The 24253-nt window shown below is 70.4% G+C and carries 21 protein-coding genes; 18 read left to right on the top strand and 3 right to left on the bottom strand.

The window, feature by feature from the left end:
- Positions 1 to 33 precede the first annotated feature (33 nt).
- The 14 genes from QF035_RS16320 (at position 34) to QF035_RS16255 (ending at position 16464) form a co-directional block, all read left to right on the top strand.
- Positions 34 to 519 (top strand): hypothetical protein, encoded by a 486-nt coding sequence (locus QF035_RS16320; protein WP_307521066.1) that lies wholly within the window; start codon positions 34 to 36, stop codon positions 517 to 519.
- Complete coding sequence (gene secA / locus QF035_RS16315) at positions 519 to 3317, top strand: preprotein translocase subunit SecA (protein ID WP_307521065.1); 2799 nt, start codon at positions 519 to 521, stop codon at positions 3315 to 3317. Before QF035_RS16320 ends, secA begins: the two co-directional genes overlap by 1 nt.
- Positions 3318 to 3462: 145 nt before the next feature.
- Positions 3463 to 4776, top strand: a complete 1314-nt coding sequence (gene dxr, locus QF035_RS16310; protein WP_307521063.1) for a 1-deoxy-D-xylulose-5-phosphate reductoisomerase — start codon at positions 3463 to 3465, stop codon at positions 4774 to 4776.
- Positions 4773 to 6077, top strand: coding sequence for a M50 family metallopeptidase (locus QF035_RS16305; protein WP_189845193.1), 1305 nt, complete (start codon positions 4773 to 4775; stop codon positions 6075 to 6077). Before dxr ends, QF035_RS16305 begins: the two co-directional genes overlap by 4 nt.
- A gap of 166 nt (positions 6078 to 6243) precedes the next feature.
- Positions 6244 to 7401 carry a flavodoxin-dependent (E)-4-hydroxy-3-methylbut-2-enyl-diphosphate synthase gene (gene ispG, locus QF035_RS16300; protein WP_055616509.1) on the top strand — a complete coding sequence of 386 codons (1158 nt, stop codon included), beginning with the start codon at positions 6244 to 6246 and terminating at the stop codon, positions 7399 to 7401.
- Between the two features lie 267 nt (positions 7402 to 7668).
- Positions 7669 to 8517: a GNAT family N-acetyltransferase gene (locus QF035_RS16295; RefSeq protein ID WP_307531164.1), complete on the top strand. Its 849-nt coding sequence runs from the start codon at positions 7669 to 7671 to the stop codon at positions 8515 to 8517.
- A gap of 137 nt (positions 8518 to 8654) precedes the next feature.
- Complete coding sequence (locus tag QF035_RS16290) at positions 8655 to 9224, top strand: GNAT family N-acetyltransferase (protein ID WP_307521060.1); 570 nt, start codon at positions 8655 to 8657, stop codon at positions 9222 to 9224.
- A 138-nt stretch (positions 9225 to 9362) separates the two neighbouring features.
- Entirely contained in the window at positions 9363 to 11057 is a 1695-nt protein-coding gene (locus QF035_RS16285) for a proline--tRNA ligase (protein ID WP_307521058.1), read from the top strand.
- A 157-nt stretch (positions 11058 to 11214) separates the two neighbouring features.
- Positions 11215 to 11571, top strand: coding sequence for a hypothetical protein (locus QF035_RS16280; protein WP_307521057.1), 357 nt, complete (start codon positions 11215 to 11217; stop codon positions 11569 to 11571).
- Positions 11571 to 12878, top strand: a complete 1308-nt coding sequence (locus QF035_RS16275; RefSeq protein WP_307521056.1) for an FAD:protein FMN transferase — start codon at positions 11571 to 11573, stop codon at positions 12876 to 12878. The genes QF035_RS16280 and QF035_RS16275 overlap by 1 nt, the downstream gene beginning before the upstream one ends.
- Positions 12875 to 13456, top strand: a complete 582-nt coding sequence (locus QF035_RS16270; protein ID WP_307521055.1) for a ferric reductase-like transmembrane domain-containing protein — start codon at positions 12875 to 12877, stop codon at positions 13454 to 13456. Before QF035_RS16275 ends, QF035_RS16270 begins: the two co-directional genes overlap by 4 nt.
- Positions 13453 to 14670, top strand: coding sequence for an NADH-ubiquinone oxidoreductase-F iron-sulfur binding region domain-containing protein (locus tag QF035_RS16265; protein WP_307521054.1), 1218 nt, complete (start codon positions 13453 to 13455; stop codon positions 14668 to 14670). Before QF035_RS16270 ends, QF035_RS16265 begins: the two co-directional genes overlap by 4 nt.
- A gap of 71 nt (positions 14671 to 14741) precedes the next feature.
- On the top strand, positions 14742 to 16085 hold the full coding sequence (locus tag QF035_RS16260; protein WP_307521053.1) for an IS630 family transposase: 1344 nt from the start codon (positions 14742 to 14744) through the stop codon (positions 16083 to 16085).
- Between the two features lie 175 nt (positions 16086 to 16260).
- A complete protein-coding gene (locus QF035_RS16255) occupies positions 16261 to 16464 on the top strand; it encodes a ferredoxin (RefSeq protein WP_307521051.1) in 204 nt (67 codons plus the stop codon).
- A 35-nt stretch (positions 16465 to 16499) separates the two neighbouring features.
- On the opposite strand, the gene QF035_RS16250 is transcribed toward QF035_RS16255, so the two are convergent.
- Genes QF035_RS16250 through QF035_RS16240 form a run of 3 tightly spaced genes read right to left on the bottom strand, consistent with a single transcriptional unit; the run spans position 16500 to position 18439 of the window.
- Positions 16500 to 17393, bottom strand: a complete 894-nt coding sequence (locus tag QF035_RS16250; RefSeq protein WP_307521050.1) for an aminoglycoside phosphotransferase family protein — start codon at positions 17391 to 17393, stop codon at positions 16500 to 16502.
- A 27-nt stretch (positions 17394 to 17420) separates the two neighbouring features.
- Complete coding sequence (locus QF035_RS16245; RefSeq protein WP_307531162.1) at positions 17421 to 17894, bottom strand: ferritin-like domain-containing protein; 474 nt, start codon at positions 17892 to 17894, stop codon at positions 17421 to 17423.
- Positions 17895 to 17905: 11 nt separating this feature from the next.
- Complete coding sequence (locus QF035_RS16240) at positions 17906 to 18439, bottom strand: hypothetical protein (RefSeq protein WP_307521049.1); 534 nt, start codon at positions 18437 to 18439, stop codon at positions 17906 to 17908.
- 205 nt (positions 18440 to 18644) lie between these two features.
- Between QF035_RS16240 and rimP the strand changes: the two genes are divergently transcribed.
- From rimP to infB, 4 genes are all read left to right on the top strand, one after another.
- Positions 18645 to 19163 (top strand): ribosome maturation factor RimP, encoded by a 519-nt coding sequence (gene rimP / locus QF035_RS16235; protein ID WP_269655180.1) that lies wholly within the window; start codon positions 18645 to 18647, stop codon positions 19161 to 19163.
- Between the two features lie 2 nt (positions 19164 to 19165).
- Positions 19166 to 20161, top strand: a complete 996-nt coding sequence (nusA, locus tag QF035_RS16230) for a transcription termination factor NusA (protein WP_307521048.1) — start codon at positions 19166 to 19168, stop codon at positions 20159 to 20161.
- Positions 20162 to 20353: 192 nt separating this feature from the next.
- Positions 20354 to 20635, top strand: a complete 282-nt coding sequence (locus QF035_RS16225) for a YlxR family protein (RefSeq protein WP_269655182.1) — start codon at positions 20354 to 20356, stop codon at positions 20633 to 20635.
- A 162-nt stretch (positions 20636 to 20797) separates the two neighbouring features.
- A complete protein-coding gene (gene infB / locus QF035_RS16220) occupies positions 20798 to 23974 on the top strand; it encodes a translation initiation factor IF-2 (RefSeq protein ID WP_307521047.1) in 3177 nt (1058 codons plus the stop codon).
- Positions 23975 to 24253 lie beyond the last annotated feature (279 nt).

Raw genomic sequence — 24253 nt, 5'->3', positions numbered from 1 at the left:
AACAATGAACGGAATGGCGAACGGGGACAAAATATGCGCCACGGTGTGGGGGAAGAATACAGTCAGGGATTTTCCGTCCAGCTGACGCGAGCGCGCGGGGAAGCGCGAGAACAGCTGAACGACACAGAACTCGTACGGGCGTTACGGACGGTGCGCAATGAGGTTCTGCCACTGGCGGACAAGCTTCGCCAGAGCGCGCCGGAGACCTTCGAGGCCCACCGGGACGCGCTCGCGGTCCTGCTGAACGACTGCGCGCTGGCGCTGGTCGACGAGGAACCGCGGCCGTCCGTGGCCTCCTTCGACCCGCTGCCCGTCCGGAGATTCGACCTCCGGGACGTCGACGCACTGCTCGACGCGGGGCGGCCGGGCGAACGGCCCGTGATCCAGCAGCTTTTCCGCGGCGCGGTGGGGTATGCGAAAGACCCCGTACTGCGCGAGGTGATCAAAGCGAACCAACAAGGCGTCCACATTCTGCAGCGCGCCAATCGCCGCATACAGATGCTGGTGGACGCGATTTAATGGGGGTAATTCCAGTGCCGGCTCTCGGTCTCGACAACATCACCGGCCGGATCATGCGGGCCGGCGAGGGAAGAATCCTGCGCAGACTCCAGCGCATCGCGGAACAGGTGGGCTCCCTGGAGGAGGACTTCGAGCAGCTCACCGACGAGGAACTCCAGGCGCTCACACCGGAGTTCCAGGGGCGGTACGAGGCCGGTGAGAGCCTCGACGACCTGCTGCCGGAGGCCTTCGCCGCCATGCGCGAGGCCGCCCGCCGCACACTCGGGATGCGCCACTTCGACGTACAGGTCATGGGCGGCGCGGCCCTCCACCTCGGCAACATCGCCGAGATGCAGACCGGCGAGGGCAAGACCCTGGTCGCCACCCTGCCCGTGTACCTGAACGCCCTGACCGGCAAGGGAGTCCACCTCGTCACGGTCAACGACTACCTCGCCCAGCGCGACGCCGACTGGATGGGCCGCGCCTACCGCTTTTTGGGCCTGACCGTGGGCGTCATCAAGTCCCAGTCTACCCCGGCCGAGCGGCGCACGCAGTACGCCTGCGACATCACCTACGGCACCAACACCGAGTTCGGCTTCGACTACCTGCGCGACAACATGGCCTGGTCGAAGGACGAACTCGTGCAGCGCGGCCACCACTTCGCGATCGTCGACGAGGCCGACTCGATCCTCATCGACGAGGCCCGCACCCCGCTGATCATCTCCGGCCCCGCCGACCAGCCCACGCACTGGTACGAGGCGTTCTCCAGGATGGTCACGCGGATGCGGGGCGTCGCCGTCCAGGACGAGAACTTCACCTCACCGCTGGACAAGGAGCGCCTCGCCGAACTGCGGGCCACCCACGACTACGAGTACGACCCGAAGAAGCGCACGGTCGCGATCCTGGACAGCGGAGTGGAGTTCCTCCAGGACCAGCTCGGCATCGAGAGCCTCTACGAATCCGACCACACGCCCCTCATCGGCCACCTGAACAACGCGCTCAAGGCCAAGGAGCACTTCAAGAAGGACAAGGACTACGTCGTCGTGAACGGCGAGGTCCTCATCGTCGACGAGCACACCGGCCGCATCCTCGCCGGCCGCCGCTACAACGAGGGCCTGCACCAGGCCATCGAGGCCAAGGAGGCGGTGACGGTCAAGGACGAGAACCAGACCCTCGCCACCATCACCCTCCAGAACTTCTTCCGCCTCTACGAGAAGCTCGGCGGGATGACCGGCACCGCCATGACGGAGGCCGCCGAGTTCCACCAGATCTACAAGCTCCACGTGGTGCCGATCCCCACCAACCAGCCGAACGCCCGCGAGGACGACCCCGACCAGATCTACCGGACCGTGGAGGCCAAGTACACGGCGATCCTCGACGACATCGCCGAGAAGCACGAGAAGGGCCAGCCCATCCTCGTGGGCACCACCTCCGTCGAGAAGTCCGAGACCCTCGCCGCCCGGTTGAAGCAGCGGGGCATACGCCACGAGGTCCTCAACGCGAAGAACCACGAGCGCGAGGCCCAGATCGTGGCGCAGGCCGGCCGCAGGGGCGCGGTCACCGTGGCCACCAACATGGCGGGGCGCGGCACCGACATCATGCTCGGTGGCAACCCCGAGGCGATGGCCCTCGCCGAGCTCGACCGGCGCGGCCTCACCCCCGAGGAGAACCCCGACGAACACCGGGCGGCCCTCGACCGGATCAAGGAGTCGGTCGCGGCCGAGCACGACGAGGTCAAGGGCCTCGGCGGGCTCTACGTCCTCGGCACCGAGCGCCACGAGTCCCGCCGCATCGACAACCAGCTGCGCGGCCGCTCCGGCCGCCAGGGCGACCCCGGCGCCTCCCGCTTCTACCTCTCCCTCGGGGACGACCTGATGCGGCTGTTCCGGGCCCAGGTCGTGGAGCGCGTGATGTCGATGGCGAACGTCCCCGACGACGTCCCCATCGAGAACAAGATGGTCACCCGCGCCATCGCCTCCGCCCAGTCCCAGCTTGAGCAGCAGCACTTCGAGTCCCGCAAGGACGTCCTGAAGTTCGACGAGGTGCTCAACCGGCAGCGCACCCTCATCTACGCCGAGCGCCGCCGCGTCCTCGACGGGGAGAACCTGCGCGAACAGATCCTCCACTTCATGGACGACACCATCCGCGCGTACATCACCGAGGAGACCGCCGAGGGCTTCCCCGAGGAGTGGAACCTGGAGCGGCTGTGGGGCGCCTTCAAACAGCTCTACCCGGTCCGGATCACCATCGAGGACCTGGAGGACGCGGCCGGCCAGCGCGCCGAGCTCACCGCCGACGAACTCGTCGAGGCGGTCACCGACGACGTCCACGCCCGCTACGAGGAGCGCGAGACCGAGCTCGGCGCGGACGCGCTGCGCGATCTGGAGCGGCTCGTCGTGCTCTCGGTCCTCGACCGCAAATGGCGCGAGCACCTGTACGAGATGGACTACCTCCGCGACGGCATCGGGCTGCGGTGGACGCTCGGACGGGAGCCGATCGTCGAGTACGAGCGCGAGGGGTACGACATGTTCGCCGCGATGACCGAGGCGATCAAGGAGGAGTCGGTCGGGTACGTGTTCAATCTGGACGCGTCCGGGAAGGCCACCGGTGGCCAGGAGGGGCTGGATTCCGGTCGTCGTACGGATGGGCTGCATTTCAGTGCGCCGACGTTGGATACGGCGGAGGGCGTTGTCGAAGGGGACTTCGAGCCGGCCGACGCGGTTCCGTCGCCGACGGCGGAGGGTGTGGCCGATGCGAAGCCCCAGCCCCAGCAGCGGCGCGCGGCCAGGTCCAGGAGCCGTCGCAAACGCAAGAGGTAGTCGGGGGCGCGTGAGGTGGAGGGCTGCGCGGTTCGGTGGCGGGTGCGGGTCGTGTGGGGCTGGTCGCGCAGTTCCCCGCGCCCCTAACGGGGCACAGGTGGGACTCGCTGTCCTGTTGGAGCGGCATTGCGGCAACAATGGGGGGATGAGCGACAGTCCAGCCCCCCTCGCCGATCCGCATCTTGTCTTCGATCCTGTGGACGGAGTCCGGGATGTGGTGATCCTCGGATCCACCGGGTCGATCGGGACCCAGGCCATCGATCTTGTGCTGCGCAATCCCGACAGGTTCCGGGTCACCGGGCTCTCCGCCGCGGGCGGGAGGGTCGGACTGCTCGCCGAGCAGGCGCACCGGCTCCGCGTCCGGACGGTCGCCGTCGCGCGCGAGGACGTCGTACCGGCGCTGCGCGAGGCCCTGTCCGCGCAGTACGGAGCGGGGGAGACCCTCCCCGAGATCCTCGTGGGAGCGGACGCCGCGACCCACCTCGCCGCCTCCGAGTGCCACACCGTCCTGAACGGCATCACCGGCTCGATCGGCCTCGCCCCCACCCTCGCCGCCCTGGAGGCGGGCCGCACCCTCGCGCTCGCCAACAAGGAGTCGCTCATCGTCGGCGGCCCGCTGGTGAAGGCGCTGGCCAAGCCGGGCCAGATCATCCCGGTCGACTCCGAGCACGCCGCCCTCTTCCAGGCGCTCGCCTCCGGCACCAGGGCCGACGTACGCAAGCTCGTCGTCACCGCGTCCGGCGGCCCCTTCAGAGGACGTACGAAGACCGAGCTGGCCGACGTCACCCCCGAGGACGCCCTCGCGCACCCCACCTGGGCCATGGGCCCCGTCATCACGATCAACTCCGCGACCCTGGTCAACAAGGGTCTTGAAGTCATCGAGGCGCACCTCCTCTACGACATTCCCTTCGAGCGGATTGAGGTGGTCGTGCATCCGCAGTCGTATGTCCACTCGATGGTGGAGTTCACGGACGGATCGACAATGGCCCAGGCGACGCCCCCCGACATGCGCGGGCCGATCGCCATCGGCCTCGGCTGGCCCGAGCGGGTCCCCGACGCCGCGCCCGCCTTCGACTGGTCGAAGGCGTCGAGCTGGGAGTTCTTCCCGCTCGACACCGACGCGTTTCCGTCGGTGGGGCTCGCCCGGCATGTCGGGCAGCTCGCGGGCACGGCCCCGGCGGTGTTCAATGCGGCCAACGAGGAGTGCGTGGACGCGTTCCTGAACGGCTCCCTGCCGTTCAACGGGATCATGGAGACCGTCACGAAGGTCGTCGCCGAGCACGGCACTCCCCCACTCTCGGCTTCGCTCGAGCGGGGGGACCCCCATCGTCCGGGAACCTCGCTCACCGTCCCGGACGTCCTCGATGCGGAGACCTGGGCGCGGGCCCGGGCCCGTGAACTGACAGCCCGAACCACAGCGACATCGACAGCCACGACAACGGCGGAGGCTCGTGCATGACGACCCTGATGATGATCCTCGGCATAGTCGTCTTCGCGATCGGCCTGCTCGTCTCGATCGCCTGGCACGAGCTGGGGCATCTCTCCACGGCCAAGCTGTTCGGCATTCGCGTGCCGCAGTACATGGTCGGCTTCGGCCCGACCATCTGGTCGCGCAAGAAGGGCGACACGGAGTACGGGGTCAAGGCGATTCCGCTCGGCGGCTACATCCGCATGATCGGAATGTTCCCGCCCGGCCCCGACGGACGTATCGAGGCCCGGTCCACCTCGCCGTGGCGCGGCATGATCGAGGACGCCAGAGCCCAGTCCTTCGAGGAACTCCAGCCGGGCGACGAGAAACGCCTCTTCTACACGCGCAAGCCGTGGAAGCGCGTCATCGTGATGTTCGCCGGCCCCTTCATGAACCTGATCCTGGCCGTCGCGATCTTCCTCGGCGTGATGATGACCTTCGGCATCCAGACCCAGACGACCACGGTCGGCAAGGTCTCGGACTGCGTCATCGAGCAGAGCGAGAACCGGTCCGAGTGCCAGAAGAGCGACACCGCAGCGCCCGCCAAGGCCGCCGGGCTCCAGGGCGGTGACAAGATCCTCGCGTTCAACGGCGAGAAGATCACCGACTGGTCGACCCTCCAGGCCGACATCCGCGCCAACCCCGGCAAGGACGTCACCCTCACCGTCGAGCGCGACGGCAAGCAGCTCGACCTGACCGCCCACCTGATCCGCAACCAGGTCAGCAAGACCGACGGCGACGGCGGCTACGTCGAGGGCAAGTACGTGTACGCCGGCTTCCTCGGCTTCACGCCCGCCTCCGGCATCGTCCAGCAGTCGTTCGGGCAGTCCGTCGACCGCATGGGCGACATGATGCAGAACGGCGTCGAGTCGCTCGTCGCCCTGCCGTCCAAGGTCCCCGCCCTGTGGGACGCGGCCTTCGGCGACGGCCCGCGCGAGGCGGACTCCCCGATGGGCGTGGTCGGCGCGGCCCGGGTCGGCGGCGAGGTCTTCACGCTGGACATCCCGCCGGAGAACCAGATCGCGATGATGCTGTTCCTCGTCGCGGGCTTCAACCTCTCCCTGTTCCTGTTCAACATGCTCCCGCTGCTGCCGCTCGACGGCGGGCACATCGCGGGCGCCCTGTGGGAGGCCCTGCGCCGCAACCTGGCGAAGGTGCTGCGGCGGCCGGACCCCGGTCCGTTCGACGTGGCGAAGCTCATGCCCGTCGCGTACGTGGTGGCCGGGATCTTCATCTGCTTCACGATCCTGGTACTGATCGCGGACGTGGTTAACCCGGTGAGAATCTCCTAGTCATACGGAGTTTGTGGCGGCCGGACATGATTTGTGTCCGGCCGCCCTCCATTGGGTGGACCTGCGCAGCGGATGTGCTCCTGTCTGCGGGGGTGCCGTAATCTCGATGGCTGGAGCCCGTCAGCTTTCGGGACCGACCGATCCTTACCTTGGGGTTGCACAGCAGATGACTGCGATTTCACTCGGCATGCCGTCCGTTCCGACCAAGCTCGCCGAGCGCCGGAAGAGCCGGCAGATCCAGGTCGGAACCGTGGCGGTGGGCGGAGACGCACCCGTCTCGGTGCAGTCGATGACGACGACGCGTACGTCCGACATCGGCGCCACCCTCCAGCAGATCGCCGAACTGACCGCGTCCGGCTGCCAGATCGTGCGCGTCGCGTGCCCCACGCAGGACGACGCGGACGCGCTGGCGACCATCGCCCGCAAGTCGCAGCTCCCGGTCATCGCCGACATCCATTTCCAGCCGAAGTACGTGTTCGCCGCGATCAAGGCCGGCTGTGCCGCGGTCCGCGTGAACCCCGGCAACATCAAGCAGTTCGACGACCAGGTCAAGGAGATCGCGCGGGCCGCCAAGGACACCGGCACTCCGATCCGGATCGGCGTCAACGCCGGCTCGCTCGACAAGCGGCTGCTCCAGAAGTACGGCAAGGCGACGCCCGAGGCGCTCGTCGAGTCGGCGCTGTGGGAGGCGTCGCTCTTCGAGGAGCACGACTTCCGGGACATCAAGATCTCGGTCAAGCACAACGACCCCGTGGTCATGGTCAACGCCTACCGGCAGCTGGCGGCCGCCTGCGACTACCCGCTGCACCTGGGTGTCACCGAGGCCGGCCCCGCCTTCCAGGGCACGATCAAGTCCGCGGTCGCCTTCGGCGCGCTGCTCGCCGAGGGCATCGGCGACACGATCCGCGTCTCCCTCTCGGCCCCGCCGGTCGAGGAGATCAAGGTCGGCATGCAGATCCTGGAGTCGCTGAACCTCAAGCAGCGCCGTCTCGAGATCGTCTCCTGCCCGTCCTGCGGGCGCGCCCAGGTCGACGTGTACAAGCTGGCGGAGGAGGTCACCGCCGGTCTTGAGGGCATGGAGGTCCCCCTCCGCGTCGCCGTCATGGGCTGCGTCGTCAACGGACCCGGCGAGGCCCGCGAGGCCGACCTCGGCGTCGCCTCCGGCAACGGCAAGGGCCAGATCTTCGTCAAGGGCGAGGTCATCAAGACCGTCCCCGAGTCGAAGATCGTCGAGACGTTGATCGAGGAAGCGCTGAAGATCGCCGAACAGATGGAAGCGGACGGAATCCCGTCCGGCGAGCCTTCGGTGTCCGTGGCGGGCTGACGACGTCGTGTGCGGGTCGCGTGTGGCTGGTCGCGCAGTTCCCCGCGCCCCTGGAAGGCGGGGCTGCGCCCCTGTTTCCAGCCCGTCCGGCGTTTGAGGACGAGCGCGTTCAGCGCGATACGGGGGTCTGGGGGCGGAGCCCCCAGGGATGGGACGGGTAGGGGCGGCGGGGGCGAGAAAACCCGGCCCCGACCCATCGGGCGGCGCGGCACAATTCCGCCAGGTACAGTGCGGAGATCAGCAGACCTGATGGTGAAGGCCCCGCACGTGTTGACGCAGACGACCACCAGGGTCCTCGAACCGAGCGACCTGGACGCCGCGCTCGCCGTCCTCGACCGCGAGCCGGTGGCGAACGCCTTCGTAACCTCCCGCGTACAGGTCGCCGGCCTCGACCCCTGGCGCCTCGGCGGCGAGATGTGGGGCTGGTACGAGGACGGCATGCTGACGTCCCTCTGCTACGCGGGCGCCAACCTGGTCCCGATCTGCGCCACCCCCCGAGCCGTACGGGCCTTCGCGGACCGCGCCCGCAGGGCAGGCCGCCGCTGCTCCTCCATCGTCGGCCCGTCCGACGCCACCTCCCAGCTCTGGCGTCTCCTGGAACCCAACTGGGGCCCGGCCCGTGAGGTCCGCCCGCACCAGCCCCTGATGGTCACCGACCGGCTCCCCACCGACATGGCCCCCGATCCGTACGTCCGCCGCATCCGCAAGGACGAGATGGAGACGATCATGCCGGCGTGCGTGGCGATGTTCACCGAGGAGGTCGGCGTCTCCCCGCTCGCGGGCGACGGCGGCCTGCTCTACCAGGCCCGGGTCGCCGAACTGGTCGGCTCCGGCCGCTCGTTCGCCCGCCTCGACCACAACGGCAGGGTCGTCTTCAAGGCGGAGATCGGCGCGGCCACCACCCAGGCCTGCCAGATCCAGGGCGTCTGGGTGGCCCCCGAATACCGAGGCCAGGGCCTCGCGGCCCCCGGCATGGCAGCGGTCCTCCGCTACGCCCTCGCGGACGTGGCCCCCGTCGTCAGCCTCTACGTCAACGACTACAACACAGCCGCCCGAGCCACCTACCGAAGAGTGGGCTTCCAAGAGGTCGGCGCCTTCATGAGCATCCTGTTCTGAGGGCGGGCCGAGCCCCGCAAGGGCGCAGGCACTCAGGGGCGCGGGGAACTGCGCGACCAGCCACAACGTACCCGCAGCAACAAGACAACCCCTCGTCCCCGACGCACTGAAACGAATCGCCCGGGTAGTCTCCGGGCATGCTGCGCTTCCCCGGTCAGGGCCCCGTCACGCCCGACGACATCGTCATCGGTCTCCTGGACCTGGCCGCCAGGATCGACGAGGCGCTGGCCGTCCAAGCCCTGGCGTTCGGACTCGGCTCGGACGAGATCGCCGTACGACGACAGATCGTGCTGCGGCACATCACGTACCCCGGCGCCCGCGCGCTAGGCGCGACCACCGCGGACGGACGCCTCGTCGGCTTCGTCTACGGCATGCCCAACGACAGGACGCACTGGTGGTCCACCGTCGTCGAGCCCTATCTGCGCAGCCAGGGATCCGACGGTTGGCTGGACGACTCCTTCGTGATCACCGAACTGCACGTCCACCCGGGCTTCCAGAACCAGGGCGTCGGCCGTGCCCTGATCACCACCATCACGGACAGCGCCGCCCAGCCCCGCTCGATCCTCTCCGCCATCGACACGGAGAGCCCGGCCCGCGGCCTGTACCGCTCGCTCGGATACGAGGACCTCGCCAGGCAGGTCCTGTTCCCCAGCGCACCGAAGCCGTACGCGGTGATGGGCGCCCCGCTGCCCCTCCGGCGCCGCTGACCCGTCCTCCCCGCGCCGCCGACCGACCCCTCCGGCACCGCCGACGGATTCCTCCGGCGCCGTAAACGGATTTCCGGCGACGGCGGCCCCCCGGCTAACCTCCTAGCCATCACCCTTACGCAGCAGGAGTCGAGAACCATGGCCCAGGTCCAGCGCATGTCCCGTTTGATGGTCAAGACACTGCGTGACGACCCGGCGGACGCCGAGGTGCTCAGCCACAAGCTGCTGGTGCGCGCCGGCTACGTACGCCGCACCGCCGCCGGCCTGTGGTCCTGGCTGCCGCTGGGCAAGAAGGTCCTGAACAATGTGGAGCGGGTCGTCCGCGAGGAGATGGACGCCATCGGCGCCCAGGAGGTCGCGCTGCCCGCCCTGCTGCCGAAGGAGCCCTACGAGGCGACCGGCCGCTGGGAGGAGTACGGCCCCGAGCTGTTCCGCCTCAACGACCGCAGGGGCGGTGACTACCTCCTCGGCCCGACCCACGAGGAGATCTTCACCCTCCTGGTCAAGGACCAGTGCTCGTCCTACAAGGACCTGCCGGTGATCCTCTACCAGATCCAGAACAAGTACCGCGACGAGGCCCGTCCCCGCGCCGGCATCCTGCGAGGCCGCGAGTTCCTGATGAAGGACTCGTACTCCTTCGACACGGAGGACGAGGGCCTGGCCAAGTCGTACGCCCTGCACCGCGAGGCGTACCAGAAGATCTTCACGCGTCTCGGCCTGGACTACCGCATCTGCGCGGCCACCGCGGGCGCCATGGGCGGCTCCAAGTCCGAGGAGTTCCTCGCCCCGGCCGCCGCCGGCGAGGACACCTTCGCCGACTGCCCGAACTGCGACTACGCGGCCAACACCGAGGCGATCACGTACGCGCTGAAGCCGGTGGACGGGTCGGCCGTGCCCGCTCTCGAGGAGATCCCGACCCCCGAGACCCCGACCATCGAGACGCTCGCCGCGTACCTGGACGTCCCCGCCTCCGCCACCCTGAAGAACCTGCTGGTCAAGGTGGACGGCGAGATCGTGGCCATCGGAGTACCCGGCGACCGCGAGGTCGACATGGACAAGGTGGAGGCGCACTTCACCCCCGCCGCCGTCGAACTCGTCACGGCCGAGGACTTCACGGGCCGCGACGACCTCGTACGCGGATACGTCGGCCCGCAGGGCCTGGAGAAGGTCCGCTACCTCGCCGACCCCCGCGTCGCCCCCGGCACCGCCTGGATCACCGGCGCCAACAAGGAGGGCGTGCACGCGAAGAACGTCGTCGCGGGCCGTGACTTCGAGGTCGACGAGTACGTGGACGCGGTGGTCGTGCAGGAAGGCGACCCCTGCCCCGCCTGTGGCACCGGCCTCACGCTGGACCGCGCCATCGAGATCGGCCACATCTTCCAGCTCGGCCGCAAGTACGCCGACGCCCTCCAGCTCGACGTGCTCGGCCGGCAGGGCAAGCCGGTTCGCGTCACCATGGGCTCGTACGGCATCGGTGTCTCGCGTGCGGTCGCGGCGCTCGCCGAGCAGCACGCGGACGAGCAGGGCCTGGTCTGGCCCGCCGAGATCGCCCCGGCCGACGTCCATGTCGTCGCCGCGGGCAAGGCACTGCAGACCGAACTGGCCCTCGACGTCTCGGAGAAGCTGGGCGCGGCGGGCGTCCGCGTGCTCGTGGACGACCGGGCGGGTGTCTCGCCGGGCGTGAAGTTCACGGACGCAGAGCTCATCGGCGTACCGAAGATCCTGGTGGCCGGCCGCCGCTCCGCCGAGGGCGTCCTGGAACTGAAGGACCGCCGCACCGGTGAGCGCGAGGAGCTGACGGTGGACGAGGCGATCGCCCGCCTGAGCAACTGACCCTGCCAGGCAACTGACCTCGCCGAGCAACTGACGCCGCGCGGTTAAGAAGCCTCTCAGAGACTTCTTGCCGGGCGTATGGGCGCCGCACAGTTTTCTCTCAGGCTGCTCCCCGACCGTAGGACGTGACACAGCGTCATTCGGGAGGGGAGCAGTCATGTCTGGCAGCGAACGGGGGGCCGCCGCGGCGGTCCGCAGAGGCGCACGGCGTACGGCTGCCGCGGCAGCGGCGGTGACACTTGCGGCCGCGGCGGGAGTCTTCGCACTCATCGGCACGATGGAGTCGGCGGCGACGACGACGGCGGCGGCCGGAACCACGGACTCGTCGTCATCGTCATCGACGACCTCGCAGTCGGACGACACGTCTTCTTCTTTCTCATCGTCATCCTCGTCGTCGGATTCCTCGGCCTCGGACAGCGGGAGCGACTCCTCCTCGTCGCTGCAGGGCTCGTCCGACGACCTGACCTCCCCCGACGACAGCGGGACCGCCGACTCCACCTCGGGGGCGTCGTGATGACCGCCGCCGACACCTCCGCGCGCCCTACGGCCGCGGCGAACTGGCGTGCCCTCGGTACGAGCGTGCGCCTCGTCAGGACGGACCCGGCGCTGCTGGACTCCTGCAACCTGCTGCTCGCCCGGCACCTGGCCGAGGTCGACGCGGCGTGCAGCAGGTTCCGCGAGGACTCCGAGCTGGTCGCGCTCGACAGCGCCGGAGGGCGGCCCGTCAGGGTCAGCCCGCTGCTCGCGGAGGCGCTGGCGGTGGCGTTGCGAGCCGCCGCGGCGACGGACGGAGCCGTCGACCCGACGGTCGGCTCGGCGATGAACGCCATCGGCTACGACCGCGACTTCCGGCTGGTCCAGGAGGACGGGCGCCCGGTGAAGCTCACCGTGCGCCCCGTTCCGGGCTGGCGCCTGATACGCCTGGACCGCGCGACCGGTACGGTCACCGTCCCGGCCGGGGTCCGCCTCGACCTCGGTGCCACGGCCAAGGCCTGGGCGGCGGACAAGGCCGCGGTGACACTTGCGCGGGCGGCGGGCTGCGGGGTTCTGGTGAGCCTCGGTGGCGACACGGCGGTCGCCGGCGAACCCCCGGCGGGTGGCTGGCGGATCCGCGTCCAGGACGTCACGGGTCCGGTCGACGAGACGCCTCCGCAGGGCCCGTACGCGACGGTCGGCCTGCGCGGCGGTGGGCTCGCCACCTCGGGCACGGCCGCCCGCACCTGGCGCTCGGGCCCGCACACCCTCCACCACATCCTCGACCCGAACACCGGCCTTCCGACGGATTCCCCCTGGCGGACGGTCTCGGTCGCCGCCACCACCTGCGCCGACGCGAACGCGGCCGGCACGGCGGCCCTCATCAAGGGCACGGGCGCGGAACGGTGGCTGTCCGGCCTGGGCCTCCCGGCGAGGCTGGTGGCCCGGGACGGCACGGTGGTGACGACACCGGGCTGGCCGACGACCGGGACACCGCAGTTCTCGCTCCCGCCGCCCCCACCCGTTCCCGTCCCTGACTCAGGGGCTCCGCCCCCGAACCCCCGCTCCTCAAACGCCGGAGGGGCTGGAGACTTCGCGGCTGGGCCGAACTGTCATAGCCCAGTCCAGGCACAACTAGCCCGTCCGGCGTTTGAGGACGAGGCCGTTCAGGCCGATTTCCCACCCACCCCGGTCAACCCACCCACCCGGCAAGCCCCTGCCCACCCAGCCCGTCAGGCGTTTGAAGACAAAGGGGGGTCTGGGGGCGCAGCCCCCAGGGACGGGAAGGGTAAGGGCGGCGGGGGCGAAGAACTCCCGGCGGTCACCGAGACGGAGACGGCCCCATGACCGACGCCTCCATCCTCTGGTACGCCAACCGAGCCACCGGTGCCGTCTGCCTGGTGCTCTTCACCGTGGTGGTGCTCCTGGGCGTGGCAGTACGGCTGAGGACCCGCCTACCCGGCCTCCCACGCTTCGGCACGGTCTCCCTGCACCGCACCATCTCCCTCTCCGCGACAGCCTTCCTGGCCATCCACATAGCCACAGCGGTCATCGACGGCTACGTCGACATCAGCCCCCTCGACGTCCTGATCCCGTTCGCCTCCGACTACCAGCCCCTCTGGCTGGGCCTCGGCACGGTCGCCCTGGACCTGATGCTCGCCGTCCTGGTCACCAGCCTCTTCCGCGAGAGGCTCGGCCACCGCACCTGGCGAGCCATCCACTGGCTGGCCTACGCGTCCTGGCCCGTGGCCCTGATCCACGGCATGGGAATCGGCACGGACACAGGCACCGACTGGATGCTCTGGCTGACCGTCACCTGCGTGGCAGCGGTCCTCACCGCCTTCACGATCCGCGTCACCCGGGCCGCCCGAGCCGACCGCCGCACCCCCGCCACCCTCCTCACCGCCGAAGGGGCGCGACCATGACCAGCACGTTCACGGACATCCTCATGTCCCCACGCCTCCTCGCCCCGGGCGCCGCCCCGGCCGACCGCGCCACGCACGAGACCCGCTACGGCCCTCTCACCCACGCCGACCCGGCGGCCCTCCTGCACACCCTCGCGGAGTCCGGCCTCACCGGCAGGGGAGGCGCCGCCTTCCCCACGTACCGCAAGTTCGTGTCGGTCATCGACGCGGCCCGCCGCACCGGCCGCGCCCCGGTCGTCGTCGCGAACGGCGCCGAGGGCGAACCGGCGAGCGCCAAGGACAGGACGCTGCTGAGCCTCTCGCCCCATCTGGTCCTGGACGGGCTGCAGTTGGCTGCCCGGGCGACCGGAGCGGGGGAGGCGTACCTCGCCGTGGAGGACGGGGCGACCCGCCTCGAAGCGGCCCTGGCCGAACGGGACGACCCCTTCCCCGTACGCGTCGTACGCCTGCCCAGGCGCTTCCTGTCGGGAGAGTCCTCGGCCCTCGCCCAGCACCTCTCCGGCCACGCCGCCCTGCCCCGCCACCAGGACCCTCCGGTGAGCGAACAGGGCGTACGCCGGGCACCCACCCTCGTCCAGAACGTCGAGACGCTCGCCCACCTCGCGCTGATCGCCCGCTACGGAGCGGACTGGTTCCGCTCGGCCGGCACCCCGTCGGAACCGGGCAGCGCCCTGTGCACGGTCCACGTCCCCGGCCGCGAGCCGCAGGTCGTGGAGGCACCCTTCGGCATACCCCTGCACCGGCTGCTTCCGCTGGAGGGCACCGGCGCGATCCTGCTCGGCGGCTACCACGGCACCTGGCTCCCGACCGGGGAGGCGGCCCAACTCGGCCTGTCCGCCGCCACCTTGGGCGCGGGTGTCCTCGCCGCCCTCCCCGCCGACCGCTGCGGCCCCGCCGAAACAGCGCGCGTCCTGCGGTACCTGGCACTGGAGTCGGCCGGCCAGTGCGGCCCCTGCCTCAACGGCCTGCCGCGTATCGCCGCCGCCTTCCGCACGCTGGCCGTCCCAGGCACCCAGGGCACCGCCCGCGACGACGTCGCCCGCTGGGCCGGACTCGTTGAGGGCCGCGGCGCCTGCCACCACCCCGACGGCACGGTCCGCCTGGTCCGCAGCGCCCTGACCACCTTCGCCGCCGAACTCGACGCCCACGTACGGGGGTTGTGCACCGCGACCGACCGCATGCCCCTGCTGCCCGTTCCCGAACACCGGAGCTGACATGGACCAGCTGCCCCAGCACCTAGTGTGATGCGCCAGAAATCCTGATGGTTAGTTACTACCCTGTTGGCATGTCGCATTCGGGGCCTTCTGCTGTGGCGATCACGTTGTCCGAGACGGAGCGTGCCGAGTTGGTGCGCCGGACGGAATTGCCGCACCGGCGCTCGGCCGAGAAGGCCCGCATCATCCTGGCGTGTGCTGACGGCATGTCAAACGCGGGTGTCGCACGGCTCGTCGGTGTCCAGGCCAAGACGGTCGGCAAGTGGCGTCGGGCATTCGCCGCAGAGCGGATGGCCGGGCTGGAAGACGCCGGCTGGATTGGCCGGCCGAAGGCCGACCTGATCCTCGACGATGCCGAGCGCAGACAGCTCCAGCAGTGGGCTCGGCAGGCCAAGACCGCCCAATTCCTCGCGTTGCGGGCCAAGATCGTGCTGCGCTGCGCGGAGGGCGGGACGAACCAGCAGGCCGCGGCCGACCTCGGCATCGACAGGTCGACCGTGGACCGCTGGCGGGCCCGGTTCATCGCGAAACGCCTCGAGGGTCTGCAGGACGAGCCCCGCTCGGGCCGACCGCCTTCGATCCTCCTCGACCAGGTCGAGGAGGTCGTCGTGGCCACCCTGGAGTCGGTCCCGGGCCAGGACACGCACTGGTCACGGGCCTCGATGGCCCAGCGCACCGGCCTGTCGAAATCGACCATCGGGCGAATCTGGAAGCGGTTCGACCTCAAGCCCCACCTGCAGGACTCCTTCAAGCTCTCCACCGACCCGCAGTTCGTCGCCAAGGTCGTCGACGTTGTCGGCCTGTACCACCACCCGCCCGAGAAGGCGGTCGTGCTCTGCGTGGACGAGAAGAGCCAGATCCAGGCGCTGGACCGCTCGCAGCCGGTGCTGCCGATGATGCCGGGCATGCCCGAACGCCGCACCCACGACTATCTGAGGCACGGCATCACCAGCCTGTTCGCCGCCTTCAACATCGCCGACGGCACCGTCATATCAGCACTGCACCGCCGCCACCGGGCGATCGAGTTCAAGAAGTTCCTGGTCACGATAGACAAGGCGGTGCCCGCCGGGCTCGACGTGCACCTCGTCTGCGACAACTACGCCACCCACAACACCGCCGACATCAGGACATGGCTCGGCAGACACCCACGCTTCCACGTCCACTTCACCCCCACCGGCTCCTCGTGGATGAACCAGGTAGAGCGGTGGTTCGGCCTGCTGACCGACAAGCTCATCCGCCGCAGCGTCCACACCTCCGTGAAGGCGCTGGAGGACGACATCACCGCATGGATCGACACCTGGAACCAGAACCCGCGGCCCTTCACCTGGACCAAGACAGCCGACGAGATCCTCAACTTTCTCGCCGACTACCTCACCAAGGTCGGAACCACCGGCCAGAAAACCGAGCAAAACTAACCATCAGGATTTCTGGCGCATCACACTAGTGCCGCGACAGGCAACGTTCGCCCCGTCGCGACGCCCGGCACGCACTCTCGCCGCACCGGCCGAAAGCCCAAGTACGTCCAGTACGAGGACTTCCGGCCGGCACACCGAGAGCACGCACCGGACGCCGCTCCTCAACGGGCAAACGTTGCCTGCCGCGGCACTGGACATCGACTGGACGTCCTGCCGGGCCCACGGCCTCTGCGCCGAGCTTCTCCCCGAACACGTCACCCTCGACGAATGGGGCTACCCGCTCGTCGACGCGCGCCCCGTCCCCGCCCGCACGTTGAAACGTGCCCGCAGAGCGGCGGCGGACTGCCCGGTCCTGGCCCTCAGACTCGCGGCGGCATGAAGGCACCCACGCCACCCACGCCGAACCGCCGACCCCTACAACCAGCTCGCGAACTCCAGCAACAGCTCCGCGTCCTGGGACCGGCCCACGCGCCGAGCCCGTACGCCCGACTCCACGGCCCGGAACAGGGTCCAGCCGCGCACCCGCTCCTGGTCCAGGTCCAGGGACTCCGCGAGGCGCTTGACCCGGCGACGGGTGATGGCGGAGCCGGAGGGGGAGGCGATCAGGTCCTCGACCCGGTCACGGACCAGCCGGGCCAGGTCGAAGGCGCACTCGCCGACGACGGGGTCGGGCCCCACGGCCAGCCAGGGGCTGCGTTGGCCGGCCAGCACCTTGCTCTGCCGGAAGGTGCCGTGCAGGAGGCGGGACTCGGGCGGGGAGGCCAGCAGTTCGTCGCGTACCGCCAGGGCCGCGTCGACCAGCGGTGCCGCTTCCGCGTCGGCGCCCGCCCGCATCGCCTCGGCCTGCCGCCCGGTCCGCTCGGCCACCGACTCGAAGACCGGGCCGGCCGGTGGCTCGACCCACAGGCGGCGCAGCGCCCCCGCGGCCTCCAGCATCGACTTGGCCTCGGCCAGCGAACGCACCGACACATCGGGATGCAGCCGCTCAAGGAGCAGTACGCCCTCGGCACCGGCCGGCTCCAGGAGCCGTACCGCACCCAGGCCGTCCCAGTGCGCGAGGGCGGCCCGCTCGCTCTCCGGGCGGGCCCGGCCGGGCGCGAGTTTCAGGACGGCGGGGGTGCCGTCCGGCAGCCGCACCAGGACCACCAGACTGCTGCGCCCACCGGGCACCTGAACGCGCTCCACGGTCAACTCGCGTAGCGAGACGGCCTGCTGAGCCGCCTCGGGCAGCTTCTCCAGCCAGTCGTCACCGCTCGGTGCCGCCTCGCCGAGCGCCTTGACGAGACGCCGCGGCGGTTCGAAAGCCATGCGCGAGTCGTTTCCTTCCTGTACGCGTTACGACGGCGGTGCCGCCGACGCGGTGGACCGGGCGGACCGCTCGGCGAGACCAGGGAAGGGTACGCTCTCGCCGCGCCAGCGCACCGCCCGCACCGCCGCGTCCCGCAGCGCCTCGGCGGCCGACCGGCGCCGGTCGCCCTCCGCGGCACGGACCAGGTCGGAGTACACCCCGGCCACCCGGTCCTCCAGCTCGGCGGCGAGCCGCACGGCCGACTCCGCGTCCGTCACCGGGAACGGCAGCGTGTACGCGGCCGCCGCGGGCCTGGGCTTCCCGCGCAGGTCGCGCACCGTACGCGCCAGCTCGTCGCGCCGGGCGCGGTGCGCGTCGTACGCCGCCCGCGCCTCGCTCCGCCGGTCCTCGCCGATCTTCCCGCCCACGACCCCGTAGCCGTACACGGCCGCATGCTCGGCCGCGAGCGCGGCCTGCACGGCCGTCAGCGCCTTGGCCTTCGACTCGGCTTTTCCGGCCATTCCGGAACCGCTCACTTCTTCTCGCCCTCCGTCAGCAGAAACGCGTGCACCGCACCGGCCGCCGCCACCGAGGCCAGCAGCCGCGCCAGCTCTCCCGGCACGTCGAGGAGCGCCTTCGTACGCCGGTCCGCCAGCGTCCGCTCGGCCGCGGCGAGTTCGGCGAGGGCGTCCTTCTCCACGGCAGGCACCTCGGCGGACGGGCCGGGGGAAGGCGTAGCGGAAGCACTGGCAGACGGCGACGCCCCCTTGCCCCCGCCGAACGCCTCCGCGTGCCGTACGACCTCCGCCCGCAGCGGCGACAGGCGCTCGGCCAGCGCGGGATGCACGGCGAGCACGGCCTCGTACCGCTCCGCGAGCCGCTCGCTGTCGAGAGCCGCACGCGCGCGTGCCCTCTCGGCGGCGGACGTGCTCCCGCCGGTGGTCCCGGAGGAGGAGTCGGAGGAGGAGCAGCCCGCGAGCAACGCGGCGCCGACGCCGGCGGCCCCGGCGAACAGGCTCCTTCGGCGCGGCCCCGAGGGGATGCGCGACGGCAGGGTGAACGGCACGGCAGACGTCCTCGGAGGGCTCGTACGAACGGAAGGGCGGCAGGCCCGTGATCACGGTACCCGGGTAGTGCCCCCGCACCCACCAGCGGCGCCGTCCCGCTGTCGGGCGGGCCACGGTGGACGGCAACACCCCTTGGGACCGGATACCCTTTGACCTGACACGCGACCTACCCACAACAGCACACGCGGCCGAGGAGTCACCCGGATGAGCACCACCCAGAGCGAGAGGCTTCGAGAGCTCCTGGAACCGCTCGTCAGCTCGCAGGGACTCGATCTCGAGGAGATCGAGGTGGACTCGGTAGGACGCAAGCGTGTGCTGCGCGTCGTGGTCGACTCCGACGAAGGGGCCGATCTGGACGCGATCGCCGATGTGAGCCGCGCGCTCTCGGCGAAGCTGGACGAGACCGACGCGATGGGCCAGGGCGAGTACACCCTCGAAGTGGGAACCCCCGGTGCCGAGCGCGAGCTCAAGGAACACCGTCACTACGTACGCGCCACGGACCGCCTGGTGAGATTCCAGCTGACGAGCGGCGACGAACTGGTCGCCCGGATCCTGACGGTGGACGAGGACGGGATCGACCTGGAGGTGCCCGGCGTCAAGGGACGCAAGGCCACCGCCCGCAGGATCGCCTTCGAGGACATCGACAAGGCGCGCGTGCAGGTCGAGTTCAACCGCAAGAGCAACGAGAACGACGCAGACATGAAGGAAGAGGAGGAGGCGTAGCCGTGGACATCGACATGAGTGCCCTGCGGGGCTTGGTGCGGGAGAAGGAGATCTCCTTCGACCTGCTGGTCGAGGCGATCGAGTCGGCCCTCCTCATCGCCTACCACCACACCGAGGGAAGCCGCCGCCCCGCGCGCGTCAAGCTCGACCGGGAGACCGGCCATGTGACCGTGTGGGCGAAGGAGAACCCCGAGGACCTGGAGGAGGGGCAGGAGGCGCGCGAGTTCGACGACACCCCGTCCGACTTCGGCCGGATCGCCGCCAGCACCGCCAAGCAGGTCATCCTGCAGCGCCTGCGGGACGCGGAGGACGACGCGACGCTCGGCGAGTACGCGGGCCGCGACGGCGACATCGTCACCGGTGTCGTCCAGCAGGGCCGCGACCCGAAGAACGTGCTCGTCGACATCGGCAAGCTGGAGGCCATCCTGCCGGTGCAGGAACAGGTCCCCGGCGAGTCGTACCAGCACGGCGTGCGGCTGCGGTCGTACGTCGTGCGGGTGGCGAAGGGCGTACGCGGTCCCTCCGTGACCCTCTCCCGCACGCACCCCAACCTGGTGAAGAAGCTCTTCGCCCTGGAGGTGCCGGAGATCGCCGACGGTTCCGTCGAGATCGCCGCGATCGCCCGCGAGGCCGGCCACCGCACGAAGATCGCCGTCCGGTCCACCCGGTCCGGTCTGAACGCCAAGGGCGCCTGCATCGGCCCCATGGGCGGCCGCGTGCGCAACGTGATGGCCGAGCTGAACGGCGAGAAGATCGACATCGTCGACTGGTCGGACGACCCGGCCGAGATGGTGGCGAACGCACTGTCCCCGGCCCGGGTCTCCAAGGTCGAGGTCGTCGACCTCGCGGCCCGCTCCGCGCGCGTGACGGTCCCCGACTACCAGCTGTCCCTGGCGATCGGCAAGGAAGGGCAGAACGCCCGGCTCGCCGCCCGCCTGACCGGCTGGCGCATCGACATCCGTCCGGACACCGAGCAGCCCGCCGAGAAGCAGGACTGAGCGGCGACCGGGACGGGTCCCAAGCGGATCCGTGACGGGTTCGACGCGGGCCCGGGCCGAAACAGGCCCAGGTCCGGGGCGTCAACGGCAAGATCGGGAATAGATCACGCCGTGTGACGGTTGGATTACGACAACAACCGTTCGGTTCTTGCCCCAAAGGGGTGAGGTCGGTGCGGGGAGGTAGACTTAAGAGTGTCTGGCCGGACGCATGCCCGCGCATGCCCTGAGCGCACCTGTGTGGGGTGCCGGGAGCGAGCGGCCAAGATCGATCTGCTGCGCACCGTGGCGGCCGAGGGCGAATGCGTCCCCGATCCTCGCGGTACGCTGCCCGGCCGGGGTGCGTATGTACACCCCGTCCTCGTCTGTCTCGACCTGGCGGTCCGCCGCCGGGCGTTCACGAGGGCGCTGCGTGCCCCGGGTCCGCTCGAAACAAAGGCGTTGCGCCTGTACGTCGAGCAGACAGACAGTTGCTGAGCAGGCAACACCGTAAAACGTGTCGCACGGAACCCCGTGCGGCCCTGGTACCCCGCGAGTTGGAAGTAGGTCGAGATTGCGATGAGCACTCGATGAGCACGCGATGAGTACGCCCATGAAGTAGCGACGGTCCGGACGCAACCCGGACCTAAAAGGAGCGAAGTGGCTAAGGTCCGGGTATACGAACTCGCCAAGGAGTTCGGGGTGGAGAGCAAGGTCGTCATGGCCAAGCTCCAAGAACTCGGTGAATTTGTCCGTTCGGCGTCGTCGACCATCGAGGCGCCCGTAGTACGCAAGCTGACCGACGCCCTGCAGCAGGGCAACGGCGGCGGCAAGCCCGCCCCGCGCAAGGCCGCGCCCGCCAGGCCCGGCGCGCCTTCTCCGGCGCAGGCGGCCCGTCCGGGTCCGGCAGCGCCGCGCCCGCCGGCCCCGAAGCCGGCCGCTGCGGAGACGCCCGCGTCCCCGGCGGCTCCGGCCGCAGGCCCGCGTCCGACTCCGGGCCCCAAGCCCCCGGCGCCGAAGCCCGCTCCGGCGTCTCCGGCTCCGGCCGCGCCCGAGTTCACGGCACCCCCGGCGGCTCCCGCCGCTCCGACGACCCCCGCAGCCCCGGCCGCGGGTCCCCGTCCGAGCGGTGCGCGTCCCGGCGCCCCGAAGCCCGGCGTCCGTCCGGCCGGTCCCGCACAGGGCGGTCAGGGTGGTCCCGGTCAGGGCCGCGGCGAGCGCGGTGACCGTGGCGACCGTCAGGGCGCCCCGCGTCCCGGCGGCCAGGGCACGCGTCCCGGTGGTCGTCCCGCCGGTCCCCGTCCGGGCAACAACCCGTTCACCTCTGGTGGCTCCACCGGTATGGCGCGCCCGCAGGCGCCCCGTCCGGGCGGCGCCCCGCGTCCGGGTGGCCCCGGTGCGGGTGCCGGTGCCCCGGGCGGCTCGCGTCCCCAGGGCGCGGGCCAGGACCGTGGTCCCCGTCCGCAGGGTGGTCCCGGCGGCGCTCCGCGTCCCGGCGGCGGCCCCGGCGGCAACCGTCCGAGCCCGGGCGGCATGCCTCGTCCGCAGGGTGGTCCCGGTGGCGCTCCGCGTCCCGGCGGCGGCCCCGGCGGCAACCGTCCGAACCCCGGCATGATGCCGCAGCGTCCCGCTGCCGGTAGCCCGCGTCCCGGCGGCGGTGGCCCCGGTGGCCGCGGACCCGGCGGTGGCGGTCGTCCCGGCGGTGGCGGTGGCGGCGGTCGTCCCGGTGGCGGCGGTTTCGCCGGTCGTCCGGGCGGTCCCGGTGGCGGCGGTGGCGGTTTCGCCGGTCGTCCCGGTGGTCCCGGTGGCGGTGGCGGCGGTTTCGCCGGCCGTCCGGGTGGTCCCGGCGGTGGCGGCGGCGGTCGTCCCGGCTTCGGTGGTCGTCCCGGTGGTCCGGGTGGCCGTGGTGGCACGCAGGGCGCCTTCGGCCGTCCCGGCGGTCCCGCGCGTCGTGGCCGCAAGTCGAAGCGGCAGAGGCGCCAGGAGTACGAGGCCATGCAGGCCCCGTCGGTCGGCGGTGTGATGCTGCCTCGTGGCAACGGACAGTCCGTCCGTCTGTCGCGCGGTGCGTCCCTCACCGACTTCGCCGAGAAGATCAACGCCAACCCGGCGTCGCTCGTCGGCGTGATGATGAACCTCGGCGAGATGGTCACTGCCACGCAGTCCGTCTCCGACGAGACGCTGAAGCTCCTCGCGGACGAGATGAACTTCGTCCTCGAGATCGTCAGCCCCGAGGAGGAGGACCGCGAGCTGCTCGAGTCCTTCGACATCGAGTTCGGCGAGGACGAGGGTGGCGAGGAGTTCCTCGTCGCGCGTCCGCCGGTCGTGACCGTCATGGGTCACGTCGACCACGGTAAGACCCGCCTCCTCGACACCATCCGCAAGACGAACGTCGTCGCGGGCGAGGCCGGTGGCATCACCCAGCACATCGGTGCCTACCAGGTCGCGACCGAGGTCAACGGCGAAGAGCGTCGCATCACCTTCATCGACACCCCGGGTCACGAGGCGTTCACCGCCATGCGTGCCCGTGGTGCCAAGTCGACCGACATCGCGATCCTCGTGGTGGCGGCCAACGACGGTGTGATGCCCCAGACGATCGAGGCGCTGAACCACGCCAAGGCGGCCGAGGTGCCGATCGTGGTCGCGGTCAACAAGATCGACGTCGAGGGTGCCGACCCGACCAAGGTGCGCGGTCAGCTCACCGAGTTCGGTCTGGTGGCCGAGGAGTACGGCGGCGACACGATGTTCGTCGACATCTCCGCCAAGCAGGGCCTCAACATCGAGAGCCTGCTGGAGGCCGTGGTCCTCACCGCGGACGCCTCGCTCGACCTGCGGGCCAACCCGGAGCAGGACGCGCAGGGTATTGCGATCGAGTCCCACCTCGACCGTGGCCGCGGTGCCGTCTCGACGGTCCTGGTCCAGCGCGGCACGCTGCGCATCGGCGACACGATGGTGGTCGGCGACGCGTACGGCCGTGTCCGGGCGATGCTCGACGACAACGGCAACAACGTCGAGGAAGCGGGTCCGTCGACCCCCGTCCTGGTCCTGGGTCTCACCAACGTCCCGGGTGCCGGCGACAACTTCCTGGTCGTCGACGAGGACCGTACGGCGCGTCAGATCGCCGAGAAGCGCGCGGCGCGTGAGCGCAACGCCAACTTCGCCCGGCGCGGAGTCCGGTTCTCCCTGGAGAACCTGGACGAGGCGCTCAAGGCCGGTCTGGTGCAGGAACTCAACCTCATCATCAAGGGCGACGCGTCCGGTTCGGTGGAGGCTCTCGAGTCCTCGCTGCTCCAGCTCGACGTCGGCGAAGAGGTCGACATCCGCGTCCTGCACCGCGGCGTGGGTGCGGTCACCGAGTCGGACATCGACCTGGCGACCGGCTCCGACGCGATCGTCATCGGCTTCAACGTCCGCGCTGCGGGCCGCGCGGCGCAGATGGCGGAGCGCGAGGGCGTCGACGTCCGTTACTACTCGGTGATCTACCAGGCCATCGAGGAGATCGAGGCAGCCCTCAAGGGCATGCTCAAGCCGGAGTACGAAGAGGTCGAGCTCGGCACGGCGGAGATCCGCGAGGTCTTCCGCTCGTCCAAGCTGGGCAACATCGCCGGTGTGCTGGTCCGCTCCGGCGAGGTCAAGCGCAACACCAAGGCGCGGTTGCTGCGCGATGGCAAGGTCATCGCGGAGAGCCTCACCATCTCCGGTCTGAGGCGCTTCAAGGACGACGTCACCGAGATCCGCGAAGGCTTCGAGGGCGGTATCAACCTCGGAAACTTCAACGACATCAAGATCGACGACGTCATCGCGACGTACGAGATGCGCGAGAAGCCGCGGTCGTAGCCCGCGGCGGGTTTGAACCGTGTGGGGTTGGCCGACGAGGACACACGTCCTCGTCGACCGGCCCCCGCGGTCCTTTCGGGGGCCGCGCCCCCGAACCCCCGTTCCTCAAACGCCGGACGGGCTGATTTTCAGCCCGTCCGGCGTTTGAGGACGAGGCCGTTCAGGCCGATACGGGGGGGTCTGGGGGCGGAGCCCCCAGGGGACGGGAACGGGTAGGGGCGGCGGGGGCGAAAACCCCGTCGAGTGGTCCCGGGGGTTCGTTGTACGGTTCAGATGTCC

It is taken from the genome of Streptomyces umbrinus, from assembly GCF_030817415.1.
GTDB classification, from domain to species: Bacteria; Actinomycetota; Actinomycetes; order Streptomycetales; family Streptomycetaceae; genus Streptomyces; species Streptomyces umbrinus_A.
Note: the sequence above shows the minus strand (reverse complement) of the source record. Positions and strands in the feature narration are given on the sequence as shown.

Coding starts and splice junctions, on each gene's coding strand:
- QF035_RS16320 (WP_307521066.1), top strand. CDS start 34: ATGCGCCACGGTGTGGGGGAAGAATACAGTCAGGGATTTTCCGTCCAG.
- secA (WP_307521065.1), top strand. CDS start 519: ATGGGGGTAATTCCAGTGCCGGCTCTCGGTCTCGACAACATCACCGGC.
- dxr (WP_307521063.1), top strand. CDS start 3,463: ATGAGCGACAGTCCAGCCCCCCTCGCCGATCCGCATCTTGTCTTCGAT.
- QF035_RS16305 (WP_189845193.1), top strand. CDS start 4,773: ATGACGACCCTGATGATGATCCTCGGCATAGTCGTCTTCGCGATCGGC.
- ispG (WP_055616509.1), top strand. CDS start 6,244: ATGACTGCGATTTCACTCGGCATGCCGTCCGTTCCGACCAAGCTCGCC.
- QF035_RS16290 (WP_307521060.1), top strand. CDS start 8,655: ATGCTGCGCTTCCCCGGTCAGGGCCCCGTCACGCCCGACGACATCGTC.
- QF035_RS16285 (WP_307521058.1), top strand. CDS start 9,363: ATGGCCCAGGTCCAGCGCATGTCCCGTTTGATGGTCAAGACACTGCGT.
- QF035_RS16280 (WP_307521057.1), top strand. CDS start 11,215: ATGTCTGGCAGCGAACGGGGGGCCGCCGCGGCGGTCCGCAGAGGCGCA.
- QF035_RS16275 (WP_307521056.1), top strand. CDS start 11,571: ATGACCGCCGCCGACACCTCCGCGCGCCCTACGGCCGCGGCGAACTGG.
- QF035_RS16270 (WP_307521055.1), top strand. CDS start 12,875: ATGACCGACGCCTCCATCCTCTGGTACGCCAACCGAGCCACCGGTGCC.
- QF035_RS16265 (WP_307521054.1), top strand. CDS start 13,453: ATGACCAGCACGTTCACGGACATCCTCATGTCCCCACGCCTCCTCGCC.
- QF035_RS16260 (WP_307521053.1), top strand. CDS start 14,742: ATGTCGCATTCGGGGCCTTCTGCTGTGGCGATCACGTTGTCCGAGACG.
- QF035_RS16250 (WP_307521050.1), bottom strand. CDS start 17,393: ATGGCTTTCGAACCGCCGCGGCGTCTCGTCAAGGCGCTCGGCGAGGCG.
- QF035_RS16245 (WP_307531162.1), bottom strand. CDS start 17,894: ATGGCCGGAAAAGCCGAGTCGAAGGCCAAGGCGCTGACGGCCGTGCAG.
- rimP (WP_269655180.1), top strand. CDS start 18,645: ATGAGCACCACCCAGAGCGAGAGGCTTCGAGAGCTCCTGGAACCGCTC.